The sequence below is a fragment of the Parvibaculum sp. genome, from assembly GCF_039680535.1.
GTDB lineage: Bacteria > Pseudomonadota > Alphaproteobacteria > Parvibaculales > Parvibaculaceae > Parvibaculum.
The window spans coordinates 220,423-234,635 of record NZ_JBDKSS010000013.1 but is presented as its reverse complement, the minus strand read 5'-3'; the positions used below and the strand labels follow the sequence as shown (position 1 = coordinate 234,635).

At 63.7% G+C, this 14,213-nt stretch carries 17 protein-coding genes; 12 read left to right on the top strand and 5 right to left on the bottom strand.

The window, feature by feature from the left end:
- Nucleotides 1-105: 105 nt before the first annotated feature.
- Nucleotides 106-1,311, top strand: a complete 1,206-nt coding sequence (locus ABFC66_RS08150) for an acyl-CoA dehydrogenase family protein (RefSeq protein ID WP_346740453.1) — start codon at nt 106-108, stop codon at nt 1,309-1,311.
- Nucleotides 1,312-1,603: 292 nt separating this feature from the next.
- Nucleotides 1,604-2,806 carry an acyl-CoA dehydrogenase family protein gene (locus tag ABFC66_RS08145; RefSeq protein WP_346740452.1) on the top strand — a complete coding sequence of 401 codons (1,203 nt, stop codon included), beginning with the start codon at nt 1,604-1,606 and terminating at the stop codon, nt 2,804-2,806.
- 115 nt (nt 2,807-2,921) lie between these two features.
- Here ABFC66_RS08145 and ABFC66_RS08140 read toward each other — a convergent pair whose 3' ends face one another.
- The 3 genes from ABFC66_RS08140 to ABFC66_RS08130 all read right to left on the bottom strand — a co-directional run bounded on the left by ABFC66_RS08140 (nt 2,922) and on the right by ABFC66_RS08130 (nt 5,360).
- Entirely contained in the window at nt 2,922-3,392 is a 471-nt protein-coding gene (locus tag ABFC66_RS08140) for a MaoC/PaaZ C-terminal domain-containing protein (protein ID WP_346740451.1), read from the bottom strand.
- Between the two features lie 154 nt (nt 3,393-3,546).
- The gene (locus ABFC66_RS08135; RefSeq protein ID WP_346740450.1) at nt 3,547-4,749 is read right to left on the bottom strand and encodes an acetyl-CoA C-acyltransferase; all 1,203 of its coding nucleotides are present in this window, start codon (nt 4,747-4,749) and stop codon (nt 3,547-3,549) included.
- 194 nt (nt 4,750-4,943) lie between these two features.
- Entirely contained in the window at nt 4,944-5,360 is a 417-nt protein-coding gene (locus tag ABFC66_RS08130) for a secondary thiamine-phosphate synthase enzyme YjbQ (RefSeq protein WP_346740449.1), read from the bottom strand.
- Nucleotides 5,361-5,466: 106 nt separating this feature from the next.
- Here ABFC66_RS08130 and ABFC66_RS08125 point away from each other — a divergent pair, with 106 nt between their 5' ends.
- From ABFC66_RS08125 to ABFC66_RS08115, 3 genes are read left to right on the top strand one after another with little or no spacing between them, the layout of a single operon-like run.
- Complete coding sequence (locus tag ABFC66_RS08125) at nt 5,467-5,886, top strand: PaaI family thioesterase (protein WP_346740448.1); 420 nt, start codon at nt 5,467-5,469, stop codon at nt 5,884-5,886.
- Nucleotides 5,883-6,350 carry a PaaI family thioesterase gene (locus ABFC66_RS08120; protein WP_346740447.1) on the top strand — a complete coding sequence of 156 codons (468 nt, stop codon included), beginning with the start codon at nt 5,883-5,885 and terminating at the stop codon, nt 6,348-6,350. Before ABFC66_RS08125 ends, ABFC66_RS08120 begins: the two co-directional genes overlap by 4 nt.
- Nucleotides 6,351-6,394: 44 nt before the next feature.
- On the top strand, nt 6,395-6,808 hold the full coding sequence (locus ABFC66_RS08115) for a GFA family protein (protein WP_346740446.1): 414 nt from the start codon (nt 6,395-6,397) through the stop codon (nt 6,806-6,808).
- 197 nt (nt 6,809-7,005) lie between these two features.
- Here ABFC66_RS08115 and ABFC66_RS08110 read toward each other — a convergent pair whose 3' ends face one another.
- Complete coding sequence (locus ABFC66_RS08110) at nt 7,006-7,872, bottom strand: crotonase/enoyl-CoA hydratase family protein (RefSeq protein WP_346740445.1); 867 nt, start codon at nt 7,870-7,872, stop codon at nt 7,006-7,008.
- A 142-nt stretch (nt 7,873-8,014) separates the two neighbouring features.
- Between ABFC66_RS08110 and ABFC66_RS08105 the strand changes: the two genes are divergently transcribed.
- The 7 genes from ABFC66_RS08105 to ABFC66_RS08075 all read left to right on the top strand — a co-directional run bounded on the left by ABFC66_RS08105 (nt 8,015) and on the right by ABFC66_RS08075 (nt 14,015).
- The gene (locus tag ABFC66_RS08105) at nt 8,015-8,872 is read left to right on the top strand and encodes a MaoC/PaaZ C-terminal domain-containing protein (RefSeq protein WP_346740444.1); all 858 of its coding nucleotides are present in this window, start codon (nt 8,015-8,017) and stop codon (nt 8,870-8,872) included.
- Nucleotides 8,873-8,943: 71 nt separating this feature from the next.
- Nucleotides 8,944-9,393 carry a hypothetical protein gene (locus tag ABFC66_RS08100; RefSeq protein WP_346740443.1) on the top strand — a complete coding sequence of 150 codons (450 nt, stop codon included), beginning with the start codon at nt 8,944-8,946 and terminating at the stop codon, nt 9,391-9,393.
- A gap of 78 nt (nt 9,394-9,471) precedes the next feature.
- Complete coding sequence (locus ABFC66_RS08095; protein WP_346740442.1) at nt 9,472-10,509, top strand: helix-turn-helix domain-containing protein; 1,038 nt, start codon at nt 9,472-9,474, stop codon at nt 10,507-10,509.
- Nucleotides 10,499-11,119 carry a DJ-1/PfpI family protein gene (locus ABFC66_RS08090; RefSeq protein ID WP_346740441.1) on the top strand — a complete coding sequence of 207 codons (621 nt, stop codon included), beginning with the start codon at nt 10,499-10,501 and terminating at the stop codon, nt 11,117-11,119. Before ABFC66_RS08095 ends, ABFC66_RS08090 begins: the two co-directional genes overlap by 11 nt.
- A gap of 73 nt (nt 11,120-11,192) precedes the next feature.
- Nucleotides 11,193-12,158: an alpha/beta hydrolase gene (locus ABFC66_RS08085; RefSeq protein ID WP_346740440.1), complete on the top strand. Its 966-nt coding sequence runs from the start codon at nt 11,193-11,195 to the stop codon at nt 12,156-12,158.
- Between the two features lie 7 nt (nt 12,159-12,165).
- The gene (locus ABFC66_RS08080; RefSeq protein ID WP_346740439.1) at nt 12,166-13,068 is read left to right on the top strand and encodes a thioesterase family protein; all 903 of its coding nucleotides are present in this window, start codon (nt 12,166-12,168) and stop codon (nt 13,066-13,068) included.
- 32 nt (nt 13,069-13,100) lie between these two features.
- Nucleotides 13,101-14,015 carry a thioesterase family protein gene (locus ABFC66_RS08075; RefSeq protein ID WP_346740438.1) on the top strand — a complete coding sequence of 305 codons (915 nt, stop codon included), beginning with the start codon at nt 13,101-13,103 and terminating at the stop codon, nt 14,013-14,015.
- On the opposite strand, the gene ABFC66_RS08070 is transcribed toward ABFC66_RS08075, so the two are convergent.
- Nucleotides 14,004-14,198 (bottom strand): hypothetical protein, encoded by a 195-nt coding sequence (locus ABFC66_RS08070; RefSeq protein ID WP_346740437.1) that lies wholly within the window; start codon nt 14,196-14,198, stop codon nt 14,004-14,006. The two genes, ABFC66_RS08075 and ABFC66_RS08070, sit on opposite strands and share 12 nt — an antisense overlap.
- Nucleotides 14,199-14,213 lie beyond the last annotated feature (15 nt).

The following is a 14,213-nucleotide window of genomic DNA, read 5'->3' as shown; positions in this document are numbered from 1 at the left end:
CAGACCGACTTCTGGACCGGCTTCGGCTCGGGGATATAGTGTAAGGAAAAGAGCCGGCGAAACGAGAAAAAACGCGCCCGTTCGCCGATATCAGGGAGGATGAAGATGGATCTCGCCATGCGGCCCGAGGATGTCGCCTTTCGCGACGAGGTGCGGGCCTTTCTCGACGAGCAACTGACGGACGATCTGAAGGCCCATGCGAAGCTGACGCCGGGCATCCTCGCCGATCACGATCTCCGCGTCGAATGGCTGAAGCGGCTCCACAAGCGCGGCTGGTCCGCCCCCTCCTGGCCGAAGGAATTTGGCGGGCCGGGCTGGAACGTGATGCAGCGTTTCATCTGGGCGTCGGAATGCGCAGCGGCCGGCGCGCCGCAGGGCTCCAACATGGGCATCTCCATGGTCGGTCCGACGCTCATGGGTCACGGCACGCCTGAACAGCGCGCGAAATATCTGCCGCGCATCCTTTCCGGCGAAGACTGGTGGTGCCAGGGCTATTCGGAACCGGGCTCGGGTTCGGACCTCGCCTCGCTCCAGTGCCGCGCGGTCGCCGATGGCGACGACTATGTCATCAACGGCACCAAGCTCTGGACGACCGGCGCCCATATCGCCAACAAGATGTTCTGCCTCGTCAGAACCGATCCGAAGGCAAAGCCGCAGGAAGGCATCTCCTTCATCCTGATCGACGAGTTTCCCGCGCCGGGCATCAAGATCGAGCCGATCATCACGCTCGCCGGCGACCATGAGGTCAATCAGGTCTTCTTCGACGATGTGCGCGTGCCCCGCGCCAATCTCGTCGGCGCCGAGAACAATGGCTGGACGGTCGCGAAGTACCTGCTCGAATTCGAGCGTGGCGGCGCGGCGCATGGCGCGAACCTCCGCAATTCGATCAACCGGCTCAAGGCCATCGCCACGACCGAGCGCGATGACGGCGGCAGGCTGATCGACGAGCCCGCGTTCCGCCGCAAGATCGACGAAACCGATGTTGAGGTGACGGCGGTCGAGTTCACCGAGCACCGGATCATGTCGCAGCTCTCCAACGGGCAGAACCCCGGCGCGGCCGCCTCCATGATCAAGCTGCGCGGCGCCGACACCAACCAGCGCATCACCGAACTCTGCGTCGAGGCCATCGGCTATTACGCCGCGCCGCATGTGCTCGAAGCCCGCAACTGGGGCTCCAACGTCGCCCCGGTCGGCCCGGAGCACGCGCTCATGGTCATGCCGAAATATCTCAACACCCGCGCGACGACGATTTACGGCGGGTCGAATGAGGTTCAGCACAACATCATGGCGAAGCTGGTTCTGGGTCTCTGAGGTTCCAGCCCGTCACGTCATCCCGGCAAAAGCCGGGATCCACCTTCCTTCGCACCGAACGGCGAAGATGGACCCCGGGTCAAGCCCGGGGTGACGGTCTTTGCCGGTGACGAGCTACATCGCCATAAGAGCCATGGCGCGCTTTACGTAGCGGCGACCGTGCGCGATTCCAAAATCCGCGCACGGACACCACAACAGCCTTGCTCCTCCCCTTCCCCCTCGACAGACTGCCCCGACAAAGCCAAGGCCGGCGCTGTTTCGGGCGCGGTCACGACAAGAAAAGACGGGGAAAATGGATCTCAATTTCACGCGCGAGGATGCGGCTTTCCGCGACGAAGTGCGCGCCTTTCTCGACGAGAAGCTGACGCCGGAACTGAAGGAGGCAGGCAGCCTTACCACCAGCGTCTTCACCGACAAGAAGTGGAATCTCGCCTGGCAGAAGATCCTCTACGAAAAGGGCTGGGTCGCGCCCGCCTGGCCGGTCGAATATGGCGGCACGGGCTGGACGGAAATGCAGAAATATATCTGGGCGTCGGAATGCGCGCGCTACGGCACGCCGCATCTCTCGCCCATGGGGCTTCGCATGTGCGCGCCGGTGCTGATGAAATACGGCACGCCGGAGCAGAAGGCCTTCTTCCTGCCGCGCATCCTCAAGGGCGAGGATTACTGGTGTCAGGGCTATTCGGAGCCGGGCTCCGGCTCCGACCTCGCCTCGCTCCAGCTTCGCGCGGTTTCCGACGGCGATGACTATGTGCTCAACGGATCGAAGATCTGGACGACGCATGCCCATTTCGCCAATCGCATGTTCTGCCTTGTACGGACGAAATGGGACGGCAAGCCGCAGGAAGGCATCACCTTCATCCTGCTCGAAATGAATACGCCCGGTATCAAGATCGAACCGATCATCACCCTTGCGGGCGAGCATGAAGTAAACCAGGTCTTCTTCGACGACGTGCGCGTGCCCAAGACGAACCGCGTCGGGCCGGAGCATGAGGGCTGGACGGTGGCGAAATATCTCCTCGAATTCGAGCGCGGCGGTGCCTATGCGGCGGGCCTCGCAGTCGGGATCGAGAAGGTGCGCTCCATCGCCTCTGCCGAGCGCTCGTCGGATGGCGGCCGGCTGATCGACGATCCGACCTTCCGCCGCAAGCTCGACGAGACGGAGATTGCTGTGAAGGCGATGGAAATCACCGAGCACCGCGTGATGTCTGAACTCGCGGGCGGAAAGAACCCCGGCCCCGCCTCGTCGATGCTGAAGACGCGCGGCACCGAGACGACGCAGGCGATCGACGAACTCGCGGTCGAGGCCATTGCCTTCTACGCCAATGCCGACCAGCACGACGCCCGTCAACCCGGCTCCAACGTCGCGCCCATCGGCCCGGCCCACGGCCTCACCGCCGTGCCCCGCTATCTCAACAACCGCGCCGCCTCGATCTATGGCGGCTCGAACGAGATCCAGCGCGGCATCATGGCGAAGCTGGTGCTGGGGCTTTGAAACGCCACCTTCAATCGTCATGCCGGACTTGATCCGGCATCCATCTTCTTTCGTGCATTGGACAAAGATGGATCCCGGCCTGCGCCGGGATGACCGCTTGGGAGTGTGGAGACGGTTACGCCTTCCGCGCGATCAGAAGCGTCGTCGTCTGGGTAAAGACCGTCTCGCCGTTCTGGTTCAGGAGCGTGTGGCGATTCTTCACAACGCCGCGGTCTGGCTTCGATGAGCTAGGCTTCGTCTCGATGCATTCGATGACAAGGCGGAGCCGGTCGCCGAGTTTTGCGGCCTTGTGGAAACGCACTTCGTCATAGCCCAGCGCGCCGATGACAGCGGTTTCTTCCGGCAGGCGGGCGGCGAGCCAGAGCACGACCGACTGGATATGCGAGCCGCAGGCGGTGAGCGTGCCATAGACGGATTTCGCGGCAGCAGCCTTGTCGATGTGGAAGGGCTGCGGGTCCCACTTCTTCGCGAAGGAGACGATCTCGTCCTCCGTCATGTCGTAGACGGCATCGATCTCGTGCCGTTCGCCCACAACGAAATCGTCGAAATAGCGCATGGTTTCCTGCCTTCTCGCAAATTTCGTCATGCCGGACTTGATCCGGCATCCATCTTCCATCGGGATGCAAAGGTGGACCCCTGCTCAAGGCCGGGGTGACGTCTGAATATGCGCGAGGTTGAAGGCTAATAAAAGAAAAAGGCCCGCCGTTTCCGGCGGGCCTTTCATATTCAGTCGTTTCGAATTACGCGAATTCGAACAGGCCGGCAGCGCCCATGCCGCCACCGATGCACATGGTGACGACGCCGTACTTCACGTTCTGACCGGCTTCGCGACGGCGACGGCCTTCGAGCAGGATGTGGCCGGTGCAGCGCGCGCCGGTCATGCCGAAGGGGTGGCCGATGGCGATGGAGCCGCCATTGACGTTGTACTTCTCGGGGTCGATGCCGAGGCGATCGCGCGAATAAAGGCACTGGCTCGCGAAGGCTTCGTTCAGTTCCCACAGGTCGATATCGTCAACCTTGAGGCCGTGGCGGGCGAGGAGACGCGGCACGGCGAAGACCGGGCCGATGCCCATCTCGTCGGGCTCGCAACCGGCAACCGCGAAGCCGCGGAACACGCCGAGAATGTCGGACCCACGCTTCTCGGCTTCCTTGCGCTCCATGATGACGACGGCAGCGGCGCCATCGGAGAGCTGCGAGGCGTTGCCTGCGGTGACGAAGTTGCCTTCGCCGCGCACGGGCTTCAGCGAGGCGAGGCCTTCCAGCGTCGTCTCGGGACGGTTGCACTCGTCCTTGTCGACCGTGTAGTCGACGATTTTCTCTTCGCCCGTCGCCTTGTCCACGACCTTCATCTTGGTCTGCATCGGGACGATTTCGTCCTTGTACTTGCCGGCGGCCTGGGCGGCGGCAATGCGCTGCTGGCTGCGGAGCGAGTATTCGTCCTGATATTCGCGGGAGACGTTGTAGCGCTTGGCGACGATGTCGGCGGTCTCGATCATCGGCATCCAGAGAGCCGGATAGGTCGCGAGCAGCTTCTCTTCCGTGATGTGGTTCGTGTTCAGGCCGCCCATGGAGACGAGCGAGATCGACTCGACGCCGGCGCCGACCGTGATCGGCACGTCTTCATTGAGGACGCGGCCCGCCGCGATGGCGATGGAGTTGAGGCCCGACGAGCAGAAGCGGCTGACCGTGAAGCCCGAGGTGGTGACGGGGCAGCCGGCCCAGATGGCGGCGAGACGGCCCGTGTTCATGCCGGTCGCGCCTTCGGGGCTACCGCAGCCCATGACGACGTCTTCGACTTCGCCCGGCTCGATGCCGGCGCGCTCGATGGCATGCTTGACGGCGTGGCCGCCCATGGCGGCGCCATGGGTCATGTTGAAGCCGCCGCGGCCGGACTTGGCAAGGCCGGTACGCGCGGTGGAGACGATGACTGCTTCTCTCGACATGAAGTTCTCCCGAATGGGGTTGGTTCCTATCGCCCGTGCAGCCTTATGATTTTTGTTGGCAGCCACCCCGGCGAATTGAGGCGCACCATAAACGGCGGCTCACGGGTTCGGAAAGAAGAATCTCCCGGAAGCCGCTGCGTCCGCCGGTGGGAAGACGACCACCCCCAATTTAATATTATGAAAAATAATCGGAGCTATTCGCCGACGAGATGGCAGGCGACTTCGCGGCTATGCGGCCGGTCGCGATGCTCGGCAATATAGATGCCCTGCCAGGTTCCGAGCGCCAGATGCCCGCCGATCAGCGGTATCGCTAGGCTTGTCGCCGTCAGGGCCGCCTTGATATGGGCCGGCATGTCGTCCGGACCCTCGGTCCTGTGCAGATAGGGATGGGTCCGGGGCGCGAGGCGGTCGAGTGCCTGGCCGAGATCCGCCAGCACGTCGGGATCGGCATTTTCCTGAACAAGAATGGAGGCCGATGTGTGACGGATGAACAGGGTAAGAAGCCCCTCCTCCATGCCCTGCGCTTCGACCCAGTCGCCTATGCGCGCCGTCGCGTCGAGGAAGCCCTGCCCGCTCGTCCGGAAGGATAGGGTGGTGGTCGCCTGACGCATGAGAACAATCCCGGTGGACGAGCCGCGCTCTTGCCCCTTTTCGCGGTGCCGCTTGCCCTTTAAGTAGGGGGCACCTTCCCATTACTCCAATGCAGGCAGTTTTCCCATGAGTGACGTTCCGCCCGGCTTCGCGCCCGTCCAGACGAAAGGCTTCGGTGGCTTTACGGGGCCGGTCCTTCGGGGACATGACGCCAGGGGTGAGGTCTTCATTTTCGACATCGCGGCCCAGCACCTCAATGGCGGCGACAGGCTCCATGGCGGCATGATGATGACGCTGGCCTCCGTGGTGCTTGGCGAAGCGGCGAAGTCAGCAGCGGAAAAGGGCGAGGCGGGCGCGGACGCCCGCGTGCTGTCGCTCAATTGCGATTTCGTCAGCGCGGGCGAAAGGGGCGAACGCGTCGAAGGCCGCGCGACGATCACGCGGGCGACGCGCAGCGTCTTTTTCATGGCGTGCGAACTCCGCGTCGGCTCGCGCATCCTGATGAGCGCGACCGGCGTCTATGCGATCAAGCGGGCTGAAGCGTGACCGAAACCAGCCCAAAGAACCTGCGCGGGCCCGGCCCGCTGAAGCCGTTTATCGACGCAGCAGCGCCGGAAGGCTTCACACCCGTCGAACTCTTCGATCCGTTCGAAGCCTTTGTCGGCCCCTTCTTCGAGCGCATCGAGGAAGACGGTACGCGCGTCGCCGCCTTTCGTATCGACGAACGGCATGTGCGGGAGGACGGCACCGTGCATGAAGGCATGATGCTGACCTTTGCCGACGCCTTTCTCGGCGGTGCGGCCTGGCGCGCGAAGGGCGACCGTCCCTGCGTCACGCTGAGCCTGCAGGCGAGTGTGCTTGCCGACGCGAAGCTCGGCGACGTCGTGACCTGCCGCGCCAAAGCCGATCACCAGACGCGCGCCATCGTTTTCGTTTCGGCCTCGTTCTGGGTCGGCGACGACAAGGTCATGACAGCGACAAGCCTGTTCAAGGTGCTGGGCGAACGCTAGAGTTTTTCCGACCGTCCGGAGAGGCGGCACCAGAGGAGGAACCAATGCCAGCACCCTATACGGGCGGATGTCTCTGCGGCGCCATTCGCTATGAAGTGACGAGCGAGCCCATGGCCGCCGCGCTCTGCCATTGCCGCGATTGCCAATATGTTTCGGGCGGCGAGCCTGCCGCCGTCGTCGTCGTGGCGCGCGATGCCCTGAAGATCACCAAGGGCTCACCAAAGAGCTATTCGGTCGTCGCAGACAGCGGCAAGCATGTGACCCGCAAGTTCTGCGAGAATTGCGGCACTCCGCTTTTCAGCGACGTCGAATCGAACCCGGCCATCTGGGTCGTGAAGGCCGGCTCTTTCGACGATCCGAGCTGGATCAAGCCGGGCGCGATTTTCTACACGTCCTCGGCGCAGCCCTGGGCCCATATGGACCCGAACCTGCCGCAGTTTCCGAAGATGCCGGGCTGAAGCCTCCCTCTTTCGTCATGCCGGACTTGATCCGGCATCCATCTTCACTCCTGCTGCGTCGCAAAGATGGACCCCGGGTCAAGCCCGGGGTGACGCGGAACGCTTGTCGGATGCGTTGCCCCAACGATCATTGCGAGGAACCGCGGCGACCAAGAAAGACGTGGATGGCCCGGACAAGCCGGGCCATGACGTGAAGGTCAGATCGCGTCCTTTACCGGCAGCAGATCGTCGAAATTCGGCTCGCGCTTCTCGGCCTTGGCGGTGAAGCTTTCCATCATGTCATGCGGCTGGAACATGCCGGTCTGCCACACGGCGATCTGGCGCAGGCCATCCTCGATCGAATGGTCGCGGGCGTAGTTCAGCATTTCCTTGGAGCCATGCACGGCGAGCGGAGAACGCGCGGCGATCTCGCGGGCGATGGCGAATACGCCTTCGAGCATCGCTTCATGCGTATCGAAGACCTGATTGACGAGGCCGCATGACTTCGCCTCATCCGCGAAAAGACGACGGCCCGTATAGGCGAGTTCGCGCACAAGGCCCTGCGGCATCAGATGCGGCAGGCGCGGGAAGGTGCCGACATCGGCGGTCATGCCGATATTGATTTCCTGAATGCAGAAGAAGGCGTCCTTCGTGCAGTAGCGCATGTCGCAGGCCGACGCGAAATCGACGCCGCCGCCGATGCAGCCGCCCTGCACCGCCATGAGCACGGGGATACGCGCCTCGTCGAGGCAACCGAAAGTCTTCTGGAGCTTTAGCACCGTCTTCATCAGGTTCGCACGAACGCGGCCCGTCTCGGCGCCCTTCATGTCCGGGCCCGAGGTGAAGACCGAAAGGTCCATGCCGGCAGTGAAATGCTTGCCCGTGGAGGAAATCACGATCACGCGGGCGAGCGCGCCCTCATCGATCTCGCGCACGATCTCCGGCAGCTCGTGCCAGAAGGCGCGATTCATCGCGTTCATCTTCTCGGGCCGGTTAAGAAGGATATGGGCGATCTTGTCCCGGATCTCGACCTTGAAACACTCGAAGGAGCGTTCGGCGAGCGGCTTCGTTGACGTTGCGGACATGGGCTTTCTCCGAAGGCGTTTTGTTGTTCTGCCTGTTGATAGCATGGCGCGTCACATGCCGCGAGCGACCGCGATCTTGCGCCAAACCCGCTTTCCGGCTTTGCTATGCCCCAACAAGAACAAGGCTTCAGGGAGGGCTCTCATGGCTATCGACTACGACAAACTCATGTCCTTGAAAGCGGTTGGCCAGGAATTCCAGTATGGCGACCGCGAAACGATGCTTTACGCGCTTGGCGTCGGCTTCGGCCGCGATCCGCTCAACGAGAAGGAACTGCCCTTCGTCTATGAAAGCGGGCTCAAGACGGTGCCGACACAGGCGACCGTCATCGCCTGGGGCGCGGGCGCGATGCGCGACAGCGGCATCAACTATCTGATGGTCGTCCATGGCGAGCAGAAGCTCACTCTGCACAAGCCGCTGCCTTCCGCCGCGAAGATCAGCGTCGACAGCTCCGTGCTCGGCGCATGGGACAAGGGCAAGGACAAGGGCGCGATCATCGTCACCGAGAGCGTCATCAAGGACAAGGCGAGCGGCGACAAGCTCTGCACGCTGCAATCGACCATCTTCGCCCGTGGCGATGGCGGCTTTGGCGGCCCACGCGAAGGCGCGCCGGAACCGCACAAGCTGCCCGAGCGCGCGCCGGACCTCACCGTGGAGGCCGACACGCGGCCCGATCAGGCGCTGCTCTATCGCCTTTCCGGCGACCGCAATCCGCTTCACGCCGACCCGCAATTCGCCAAGGCCGCCGGCTTCCCGAAGCCCATCCTGCACGGGCTTTGCACCTATGGCACCTGCTGCCGCGCGATCATCTCGTCGGAGATCTGCAATTACGATCCGACGATCATCACCGGCTTCGACGTGCGCTTTTCCTCGCCGGTCTTCCCCGGCGAGACGGTGCTGGTCGACATCTGGAAGGATGGCAACATCGCGTCCTTCCGCGCACGGCTGAAGGAACGCGACGTGACCGTCATCAACAACGGCAAGTGCACGCTGAAGGCCTGATGCATCCGGGCGCTTGGGGCCTCACGGCCCCGAGCGTCGCGGGCTGACTTAATTCCGGACAGGGGGAAGAGATGGACAAGAAGCTTCAGGGACTGTTGATCGCCAATGGCGCGCTCGTGCTGCTCGCGGGCTTTGCCGCCGGCTTTCCCTATGGAAGCACGGTCGTGGCATCGCTCGCGCCCGGCGTCGCGGCGAGCGACTTCACCGAGCCGCTCCGCGCATGGCACATGGCGCATCTCGAAGGGGTGTTGAACGGCATACTGATGCTCGCCGCCGCCGCGGCCGCAGGCGTGCTCACCCTCTCGGCGGCGTCGCAGCGCGTCATCCTCTGGGGCCTCATCGTGTCGGGCTGGACCAACATTGTCGCCTCGACCATTTCGGCCCTGACCGGCGGACGCGGAACTGCCATCACCGGGCTCGACTGGAACACGCTCGACTTCCTGCTCTTCATGGCCGGCATCGTCGGTGCGGTGGCGGCCGTCATCGCGCTCGCGCTTGGCGGGCTCAAGGCGCGGGCCTGAAAAGCACACCGCACATTTGGCTGAAATCGCTTGTTCTTTGGCATTTCCGCCAGAGGGGCGGAGGCCTAAGCTCTGGGCATGACAAAGCCCCGACTGCCAAAACGCATCTTGATGCTCGGCTTCGAGAACGCCCAGATTCTCGACGTGACCGGACCCTTCGAGATTCTCGAAGCGGCCCGAACCAGATCAGGCGAGCCCGCTTATGAGATCGAACTCATCGCGCCGGAACGCGGCCCCTTTCGCACAAGTTGCGGGCTGACGCTCACCGCCACGCGGGGGATCGACGAGATCGGCGACGAGGAACTCGGCCAGGTCCACTCCCTTCTCGTCGCCGGCGGCATGGGCACGCGCAAGCTCGCCCATGACACGCGGGTGATCGGGTTCATCCGCCGCGCCGCCGCCCGGACGAAGCGCACCGTCTCGGTCTGCACCGGAGCGCTGCTTCTCGCAGGCGCGGGGCTTCTCGATGGCAAGCGCGCCGCGACGCATTGGGCCTTCGCCGAAACGTTGCGCCGCGACTTTCCCAAAATCGAAGTCGATCCCGACGCGATCTATGTGCGGGCCGGAAAAATCTGGACGTCGGCCGGTGTCACGGCAGGCATGGACCTTGCGCTGGCGCTTGTGGAAGAAGACCTCGGCCGGGAAGCCGCGCTCGCCATTGCGCGACAGCTCGTGATGTTCCTGATGCGGCCCGGCGGACAATCGCAATTCTCGGCGCAGCTTGCCGCGCAAGGCGTGAGCGACGAGCGGATCGCACGCGTATGCAGCCATATCGTCGGGAACCCGCGCGACGACCTGAGTGTACCCGCACTTGCAGCCCATGCGTATATGAGCGAGCGCACCTTCGCGCGGCGTTTTTCCGAAGCAACTGGTCTGACGCCCGCTCAATTCGTGGAGCGCGCGCGTCTCGACGAGGCGCGGCGGCGTCTTACCGAGGGAAGCGCGCCGGTGGAGACAGTCGCTCATCACGCAGGCTTCGGCCAGGCAGAGCGCATGCGCCGTGCCTTTCTGCGCCATCTCGGCGTCACCCCCAATCGCTATCGCGAGCGCTTCCTGACCGCGAAGCGGCCCATTTCCATCAATCTCATCGCGGAGGAGAGGCAAAATGTCTCGTGAACGCACCATCGGTATTCTCATGTTCGACGACGCAGAGGAACTTGATTTCGTCGGCCCCTATGAGGCCTTCACCATGTCGAACGAAGTGTTCGGACAAATGGGGCAGCCGCGGCCCGACAAGGTGCTGCTGATCTCTGAAAGGGGTGAGACCATCACCGGCGCCAAGGGCATGCGCGTCGAGGCCCATGCTTCCATCGCCGATATCGACAAGCTCGACCTGCTGCTCGTGCCCGGCGGCATGGGCACTCGGCGGGAAGTTGAGAACAAGACGATCACCGACTGGGTGGCGCGGATCGCCGGCACCTGCGAATGGGTCACGAGCGTCTGTACGGGCTCTTTCATCCTGGCCGTGGCGGGCCCCGCCCGGGGCAAGCGCGTGACGACGCATTGGGCCTATGTGCCGATGTTGCGCGAGCGCGGCGAGGTTTCGGAAGTGCTCGAAAAGCTGCGCTATGTGCGCGACGGCAATGTCGTGACCTCGGCGGGCGTTTCGGCGGGCATCGACATGGCGCTGTGGCTGGTCGGCCAGATGCATGGCGAGGATCATGCCCGGGCGACCCAGCTCGGCATGCAATATGACCCCGCGCCGCCCTACGCGGCTGCTGTCTGACGCCCCCGCATTCAGATTAGACGAAAGCGGCGGAATCCGGTCTACTCCCGACAACAAAATCGGGAGTAGACCCATGTCAGACAAGCACCCCTTCGATCCGGCCCTTTTCCGCCCGGAGGCGATTTCCGCCGAGACCCGCGCCATCAACGAGGCGATCGTCAAGGCAATCGCCGACATGGAGGAGTGGTGGAATGTGGGCGCGCAGAAGATGCGCGACGCGCGCGCCCGCGGCGAAGGCCCGTTCCCGCTCGCGCCGAAGTCCGACGCCGCCCGCACCATCGAAATACCCGGCAAGGGCGGGCACAAGATCCCGCTCCGCATTATTGCGCCGGAGAACCCCCGGGGCGTCTATCTCCACATTCATGGCGGCGGCTGGGTGCTGGGCGCCGCCGACCAGCAGGACCCGATGCTCGAACGCATCGCGAAGAATGCAGGCCTCGCGGTCGTCAGCGTCGAATATCGCCTCGCGCCGGAGCATCCCTATCCTGCCGGTCCTGACGATTGCGAAGCCGCCGCGGTCTGGCTCGTCGAGAATGCGGCGAAGGAATTCGGCACCGACAAGATCACCATCGGCGGCGAAAGTGCGGGCGGTCATCTCTCCGCCGTCACGCTGCTGCGCATGCGCGACCGTCACGGCTATACGGGCTTCAAGGGTGCGAACCTCGTCTTCGGCGCCTTCGACATGAGCATGACGCCGAGCCAGAAGCATTTCGGCAATGAACGGCTGATCCTTCGCACCGTCGACATCGAGCAATTCGGCGACGCATTCCTGCCCGAGGGCGTCGACCGCCGCCATCCGGACGTCTCGCCGCTATATGCAAACCTCAAGGACATGCCGCCCGCCCTCTTCACCATCGGCACGCGCGACGCGCTGCTCGACGACTCGCTCTTCATGCATGGGCGCTGGCTCGCGGCCGGCAACGAAGGGGAGCTTGCCGTCTATCCGGGCGGCGCGCATGGCTTCATCGCCTTTCCGGGCGAGATCGCCAGATCGGCCAATGAGCGGATCGACGCCTTCCTCTCTCGCGTGACTGGCTGATCCACGAATGAGCGGCATGATCGACACCTATCGTGGCTATGTCTCGATGCAGGAATGCGACGAGATGGGCCACATGAACATTCAGCACTACATCAGCAAGACATCCGACGCCTCGTTCAATTTTCGCGTGGCAATCGGCATGGGGTTTTCGCATCAGCGCGAAAGCGGGCTCGGCTATGTCGCGCTCGAACATCACATCCGCTTCCATCGAGAACTCCGGACGAGCGACCTCGTGATCGTGAAGTCCGGCGTCATCGAGATCCGCGACAAGACCATGCGCATGTATCAGGAGATGCGCGAAGTCCTCGACGACAGGCTCGCCGCGACCTTCATCGTCGATGTCGGCTGCCTCGACCTGAAGACACGGCGGCTCGTGCCATGGCCTGAAGAAACGCGGAAGAAAGCCGAAGCGCTCATCGTCGGTGAACCCGAATATTCGCGCCCACGCGGGCTTTCTCGCGAGACCATGGACCGCGACGTATCGGCCGTCCGGGCACACGCGCTCGACATGTTCGAAAGCAACCGCTCCGTCGTGAACACCTGGGAGTGCGACACGAACGGCCACATGAATGCGCGGTTCTTCATGGCGCGCTTCTCGGACGCCCAGGGCCATATGTGGGCGCATGCGGGCCTCGGTCGACATCAGCAGGCGGCGGCGGGCCTCGCCACCGCGACGGTCGAGATGCGGCTCATCTATTTCCGCGAGCTGATGGCAGGCGAGACGCTTTGCGTCAAAACAGGCCTTGTCGAAGCGGGCGAAAAGACGCTGCGCTACCGGCATTGGCTCTTCAACGCGGAAACGGGGGAACCGGCCTGCGCCGCCGAAGGGCTCGGCCTTCTCTTCGACAGGGAGACGCGCAAGGCCGTGCGCATTCCCGATAATATCGCCACTCGCTTCGCGCGTGGCTGACAGAATTCTGAACTGGAACAGAGGTATCGCTAATGGGTGAGATGATCGACGTCGCGCGGTCGAGCGTGCAGACATGGCAGTCCGACCAGATGGGCCATATGAATGTGCAGTTCTATATGGAGCATGCGACGCAGGGCCTTGCGGCACTCGGCATTCACCTCGGACTCGGACCGCGCTACATCGCGTCCGAACAGGCGCGCCTCATCGCCCGCGATCACCATGTGCGCTTCCTGCGTGAGCAGCGGCCCGGCGCGCCCTTCACCATTCGCGCCGGCATTCTCGGCGTCACGGATTTCGGCCTGCGCGTCTATGAGGAGATGTGGAACACGGTGTCGGGCGAGATTGCCGCAACCTTCACCGCCGACGTCGAATTGCTCGACGAGGATTCGCGCGAGATAAAGCCGCTGCCCGCCAAGACGATAGCGGCAGCGAAAAACCTGGTGATCGAGCTTCCCGCGCATGGCGCCCCGCGCGGCCTGGCGCTCACCCCTCCGCGCCCGGCGCCGAAACTCGCCGATACGAAAGAACTCGTCTTTACGTGGCAGGGCCAGATTCAAGCCGATCAGTGCGACACGCAGGGCTATCTCAGCGCGCGGCATTTCATGGGCGTCGTTTCGGATTCCATTCCGAACCTGCTCGGACAGCTGATGGGCGATGACCGTTCGCAGAACAGGAAGGTTGGCGGCGCGGCGCTGGAATATCGCTTCCACTATCACCGCTTTCCGCGCGCTGGCGACGTGCTGACGCTCAGGAGCGGCCTCAAGGAAGTGGGTCCCAAGACCTATACCTGGTGCCACTGGCTCTTCGACCTCGAAAGAGGCGACGCGATCGCCACGGCGGAAGCCGTCGCGATTTCGCTCGATCTCGAAGCGCGCAAGGCCATCCCCATTCCCGACGAACTGCGCGCAAAGCTCGAAGGGCTGGTCGTGCCGGGCTTAGGCGTCTGACGCCTTCGCCAGCCGCCGCGCCCTGATGACGAGCCCGCGCTCGCCTGCGATGCGCTGGATGGTCTTCATCCCTCTGGCCAGCGGATAGAGCGCTTCCATGTCGTGCGCCTCGCGGGCGGCGGAGGCCGCTTTTCGCGTCTCGTTATAGAGCGCGAGAAGCTCCACCTCGCTCAGCGCGCGCAAGAACGTTTCCTTTTC

Excerpts from the sequence above, each read along its gene's own strand:
- ABFC66_RS08130 (WP_346740449.1), bottom strand. The coding sequence starts at position 5,360 with ATGCGTCAGGCGACCACCACCCTATCCTTCCGGACGAGCGGGCAGGGC.
- ABFC66_RS08145 (WP_346740452.1), top strand. The coding sequence starts at position 1,604 with ATGGATCTCAATTTCACGCGCGAGGATGCGGCTTTCCGCGACGAAGTG.
- ABFC66_RS08140 (WP_346740451.1), bottom strand. The coding sequence starts at position 3,392 with ATGACGAAATTTGCGAGAAGGCAGGAAACCATGCGCTATTTCGACGAT.
- ABFC66_RS08095 (WP_346740442.1), top strand. The coding sequence starts at position 9,472 with ATGACAAAGCCCCGACTGCCAAAACGCATCTTGATGCTCGGCTTCGAG.
- ABFC66_RS08135 (WP_346740450.1), bottom strand. The coding sequence starts at position 4,749 with ATGTCGAGAGAAGCAGTCATCGTCTCCACCGCGCGTACCGGCCTTGCC.
- ABFC66_RS08105 (WP_346740444.1), top strand. The coding sequence starts at position 8,015 with ATGGCTATCGACTACGACAAACTCATGTCCTTGAAAGCGGTTGGCCAG.
- ABFC66_RS08090 (WP_346740441.1), top strand. The coding sequence starts at position 10,499 with ATGTCTCGTGAACGCACCATCGGTATTCTCATGTTCGACGACGCAGAG.
- ABFC66_RS08100 (WP_346740443.1), top strand. The coding sequence starts at position 8,944 with ATGGACAAGAAGCTTCAGGGACTGTTGATCGCCAATGGCGCGCTCGTG.
- ABFC66_RS08110 (WP_346740445.1), bottom strand. The coding sequence starts at position 7,872 with ATGTCCGCAACGTCAACGAAGCCGCTCGCCGAACGCTCCTTCGAGTGT.
- ABFC66_RS08150 (WP_346740453.1), top strand. The coding sequence starts at position 106 with ATGGATCTCGCCATGCGGCCCGAGGATGTCGCCTTTCGCGACGAGGTG.
- ABFC66_RS08125 (WP_346740448.1), top strand. The coding sequence starts at position 5,467 with ATGAGTGACGTTCCGCCCGGCTTCGCGCCCGTCCAGACGAAAGGCTTC.
- ABFC66_RS08085 (WP_346740440.1), top strand. The coding sequence starts at position 11,193 with ATGTCAGACAAGCACCCCTTCGATCCGGCCCTTTTCCGCCCGGAGGCG.
- ABFC66_RS08080 (WP_346740439.1), top strand. The coding sequence starts at position 12,166 with ATGAGCGGCATGATCGACACCTATCGTGGCTATGTCTCGATGCAGGAA.
- ABFC66_RS08115 (WP_346740446.1), top strand. The coding sequence starts at position 6,395 with ATGCCAGCACCCTATACGGGCGGATGTCTCTGCGGCGCCATTCGCTAT.
- ABFC66_RS08075 (WP_346740438.1), top strand. The coding sequence starts at position 13,101 with ATGGGTGAGATGATCGACGTCGCGCGGTCGAGCGTGCAGACATGGCAG.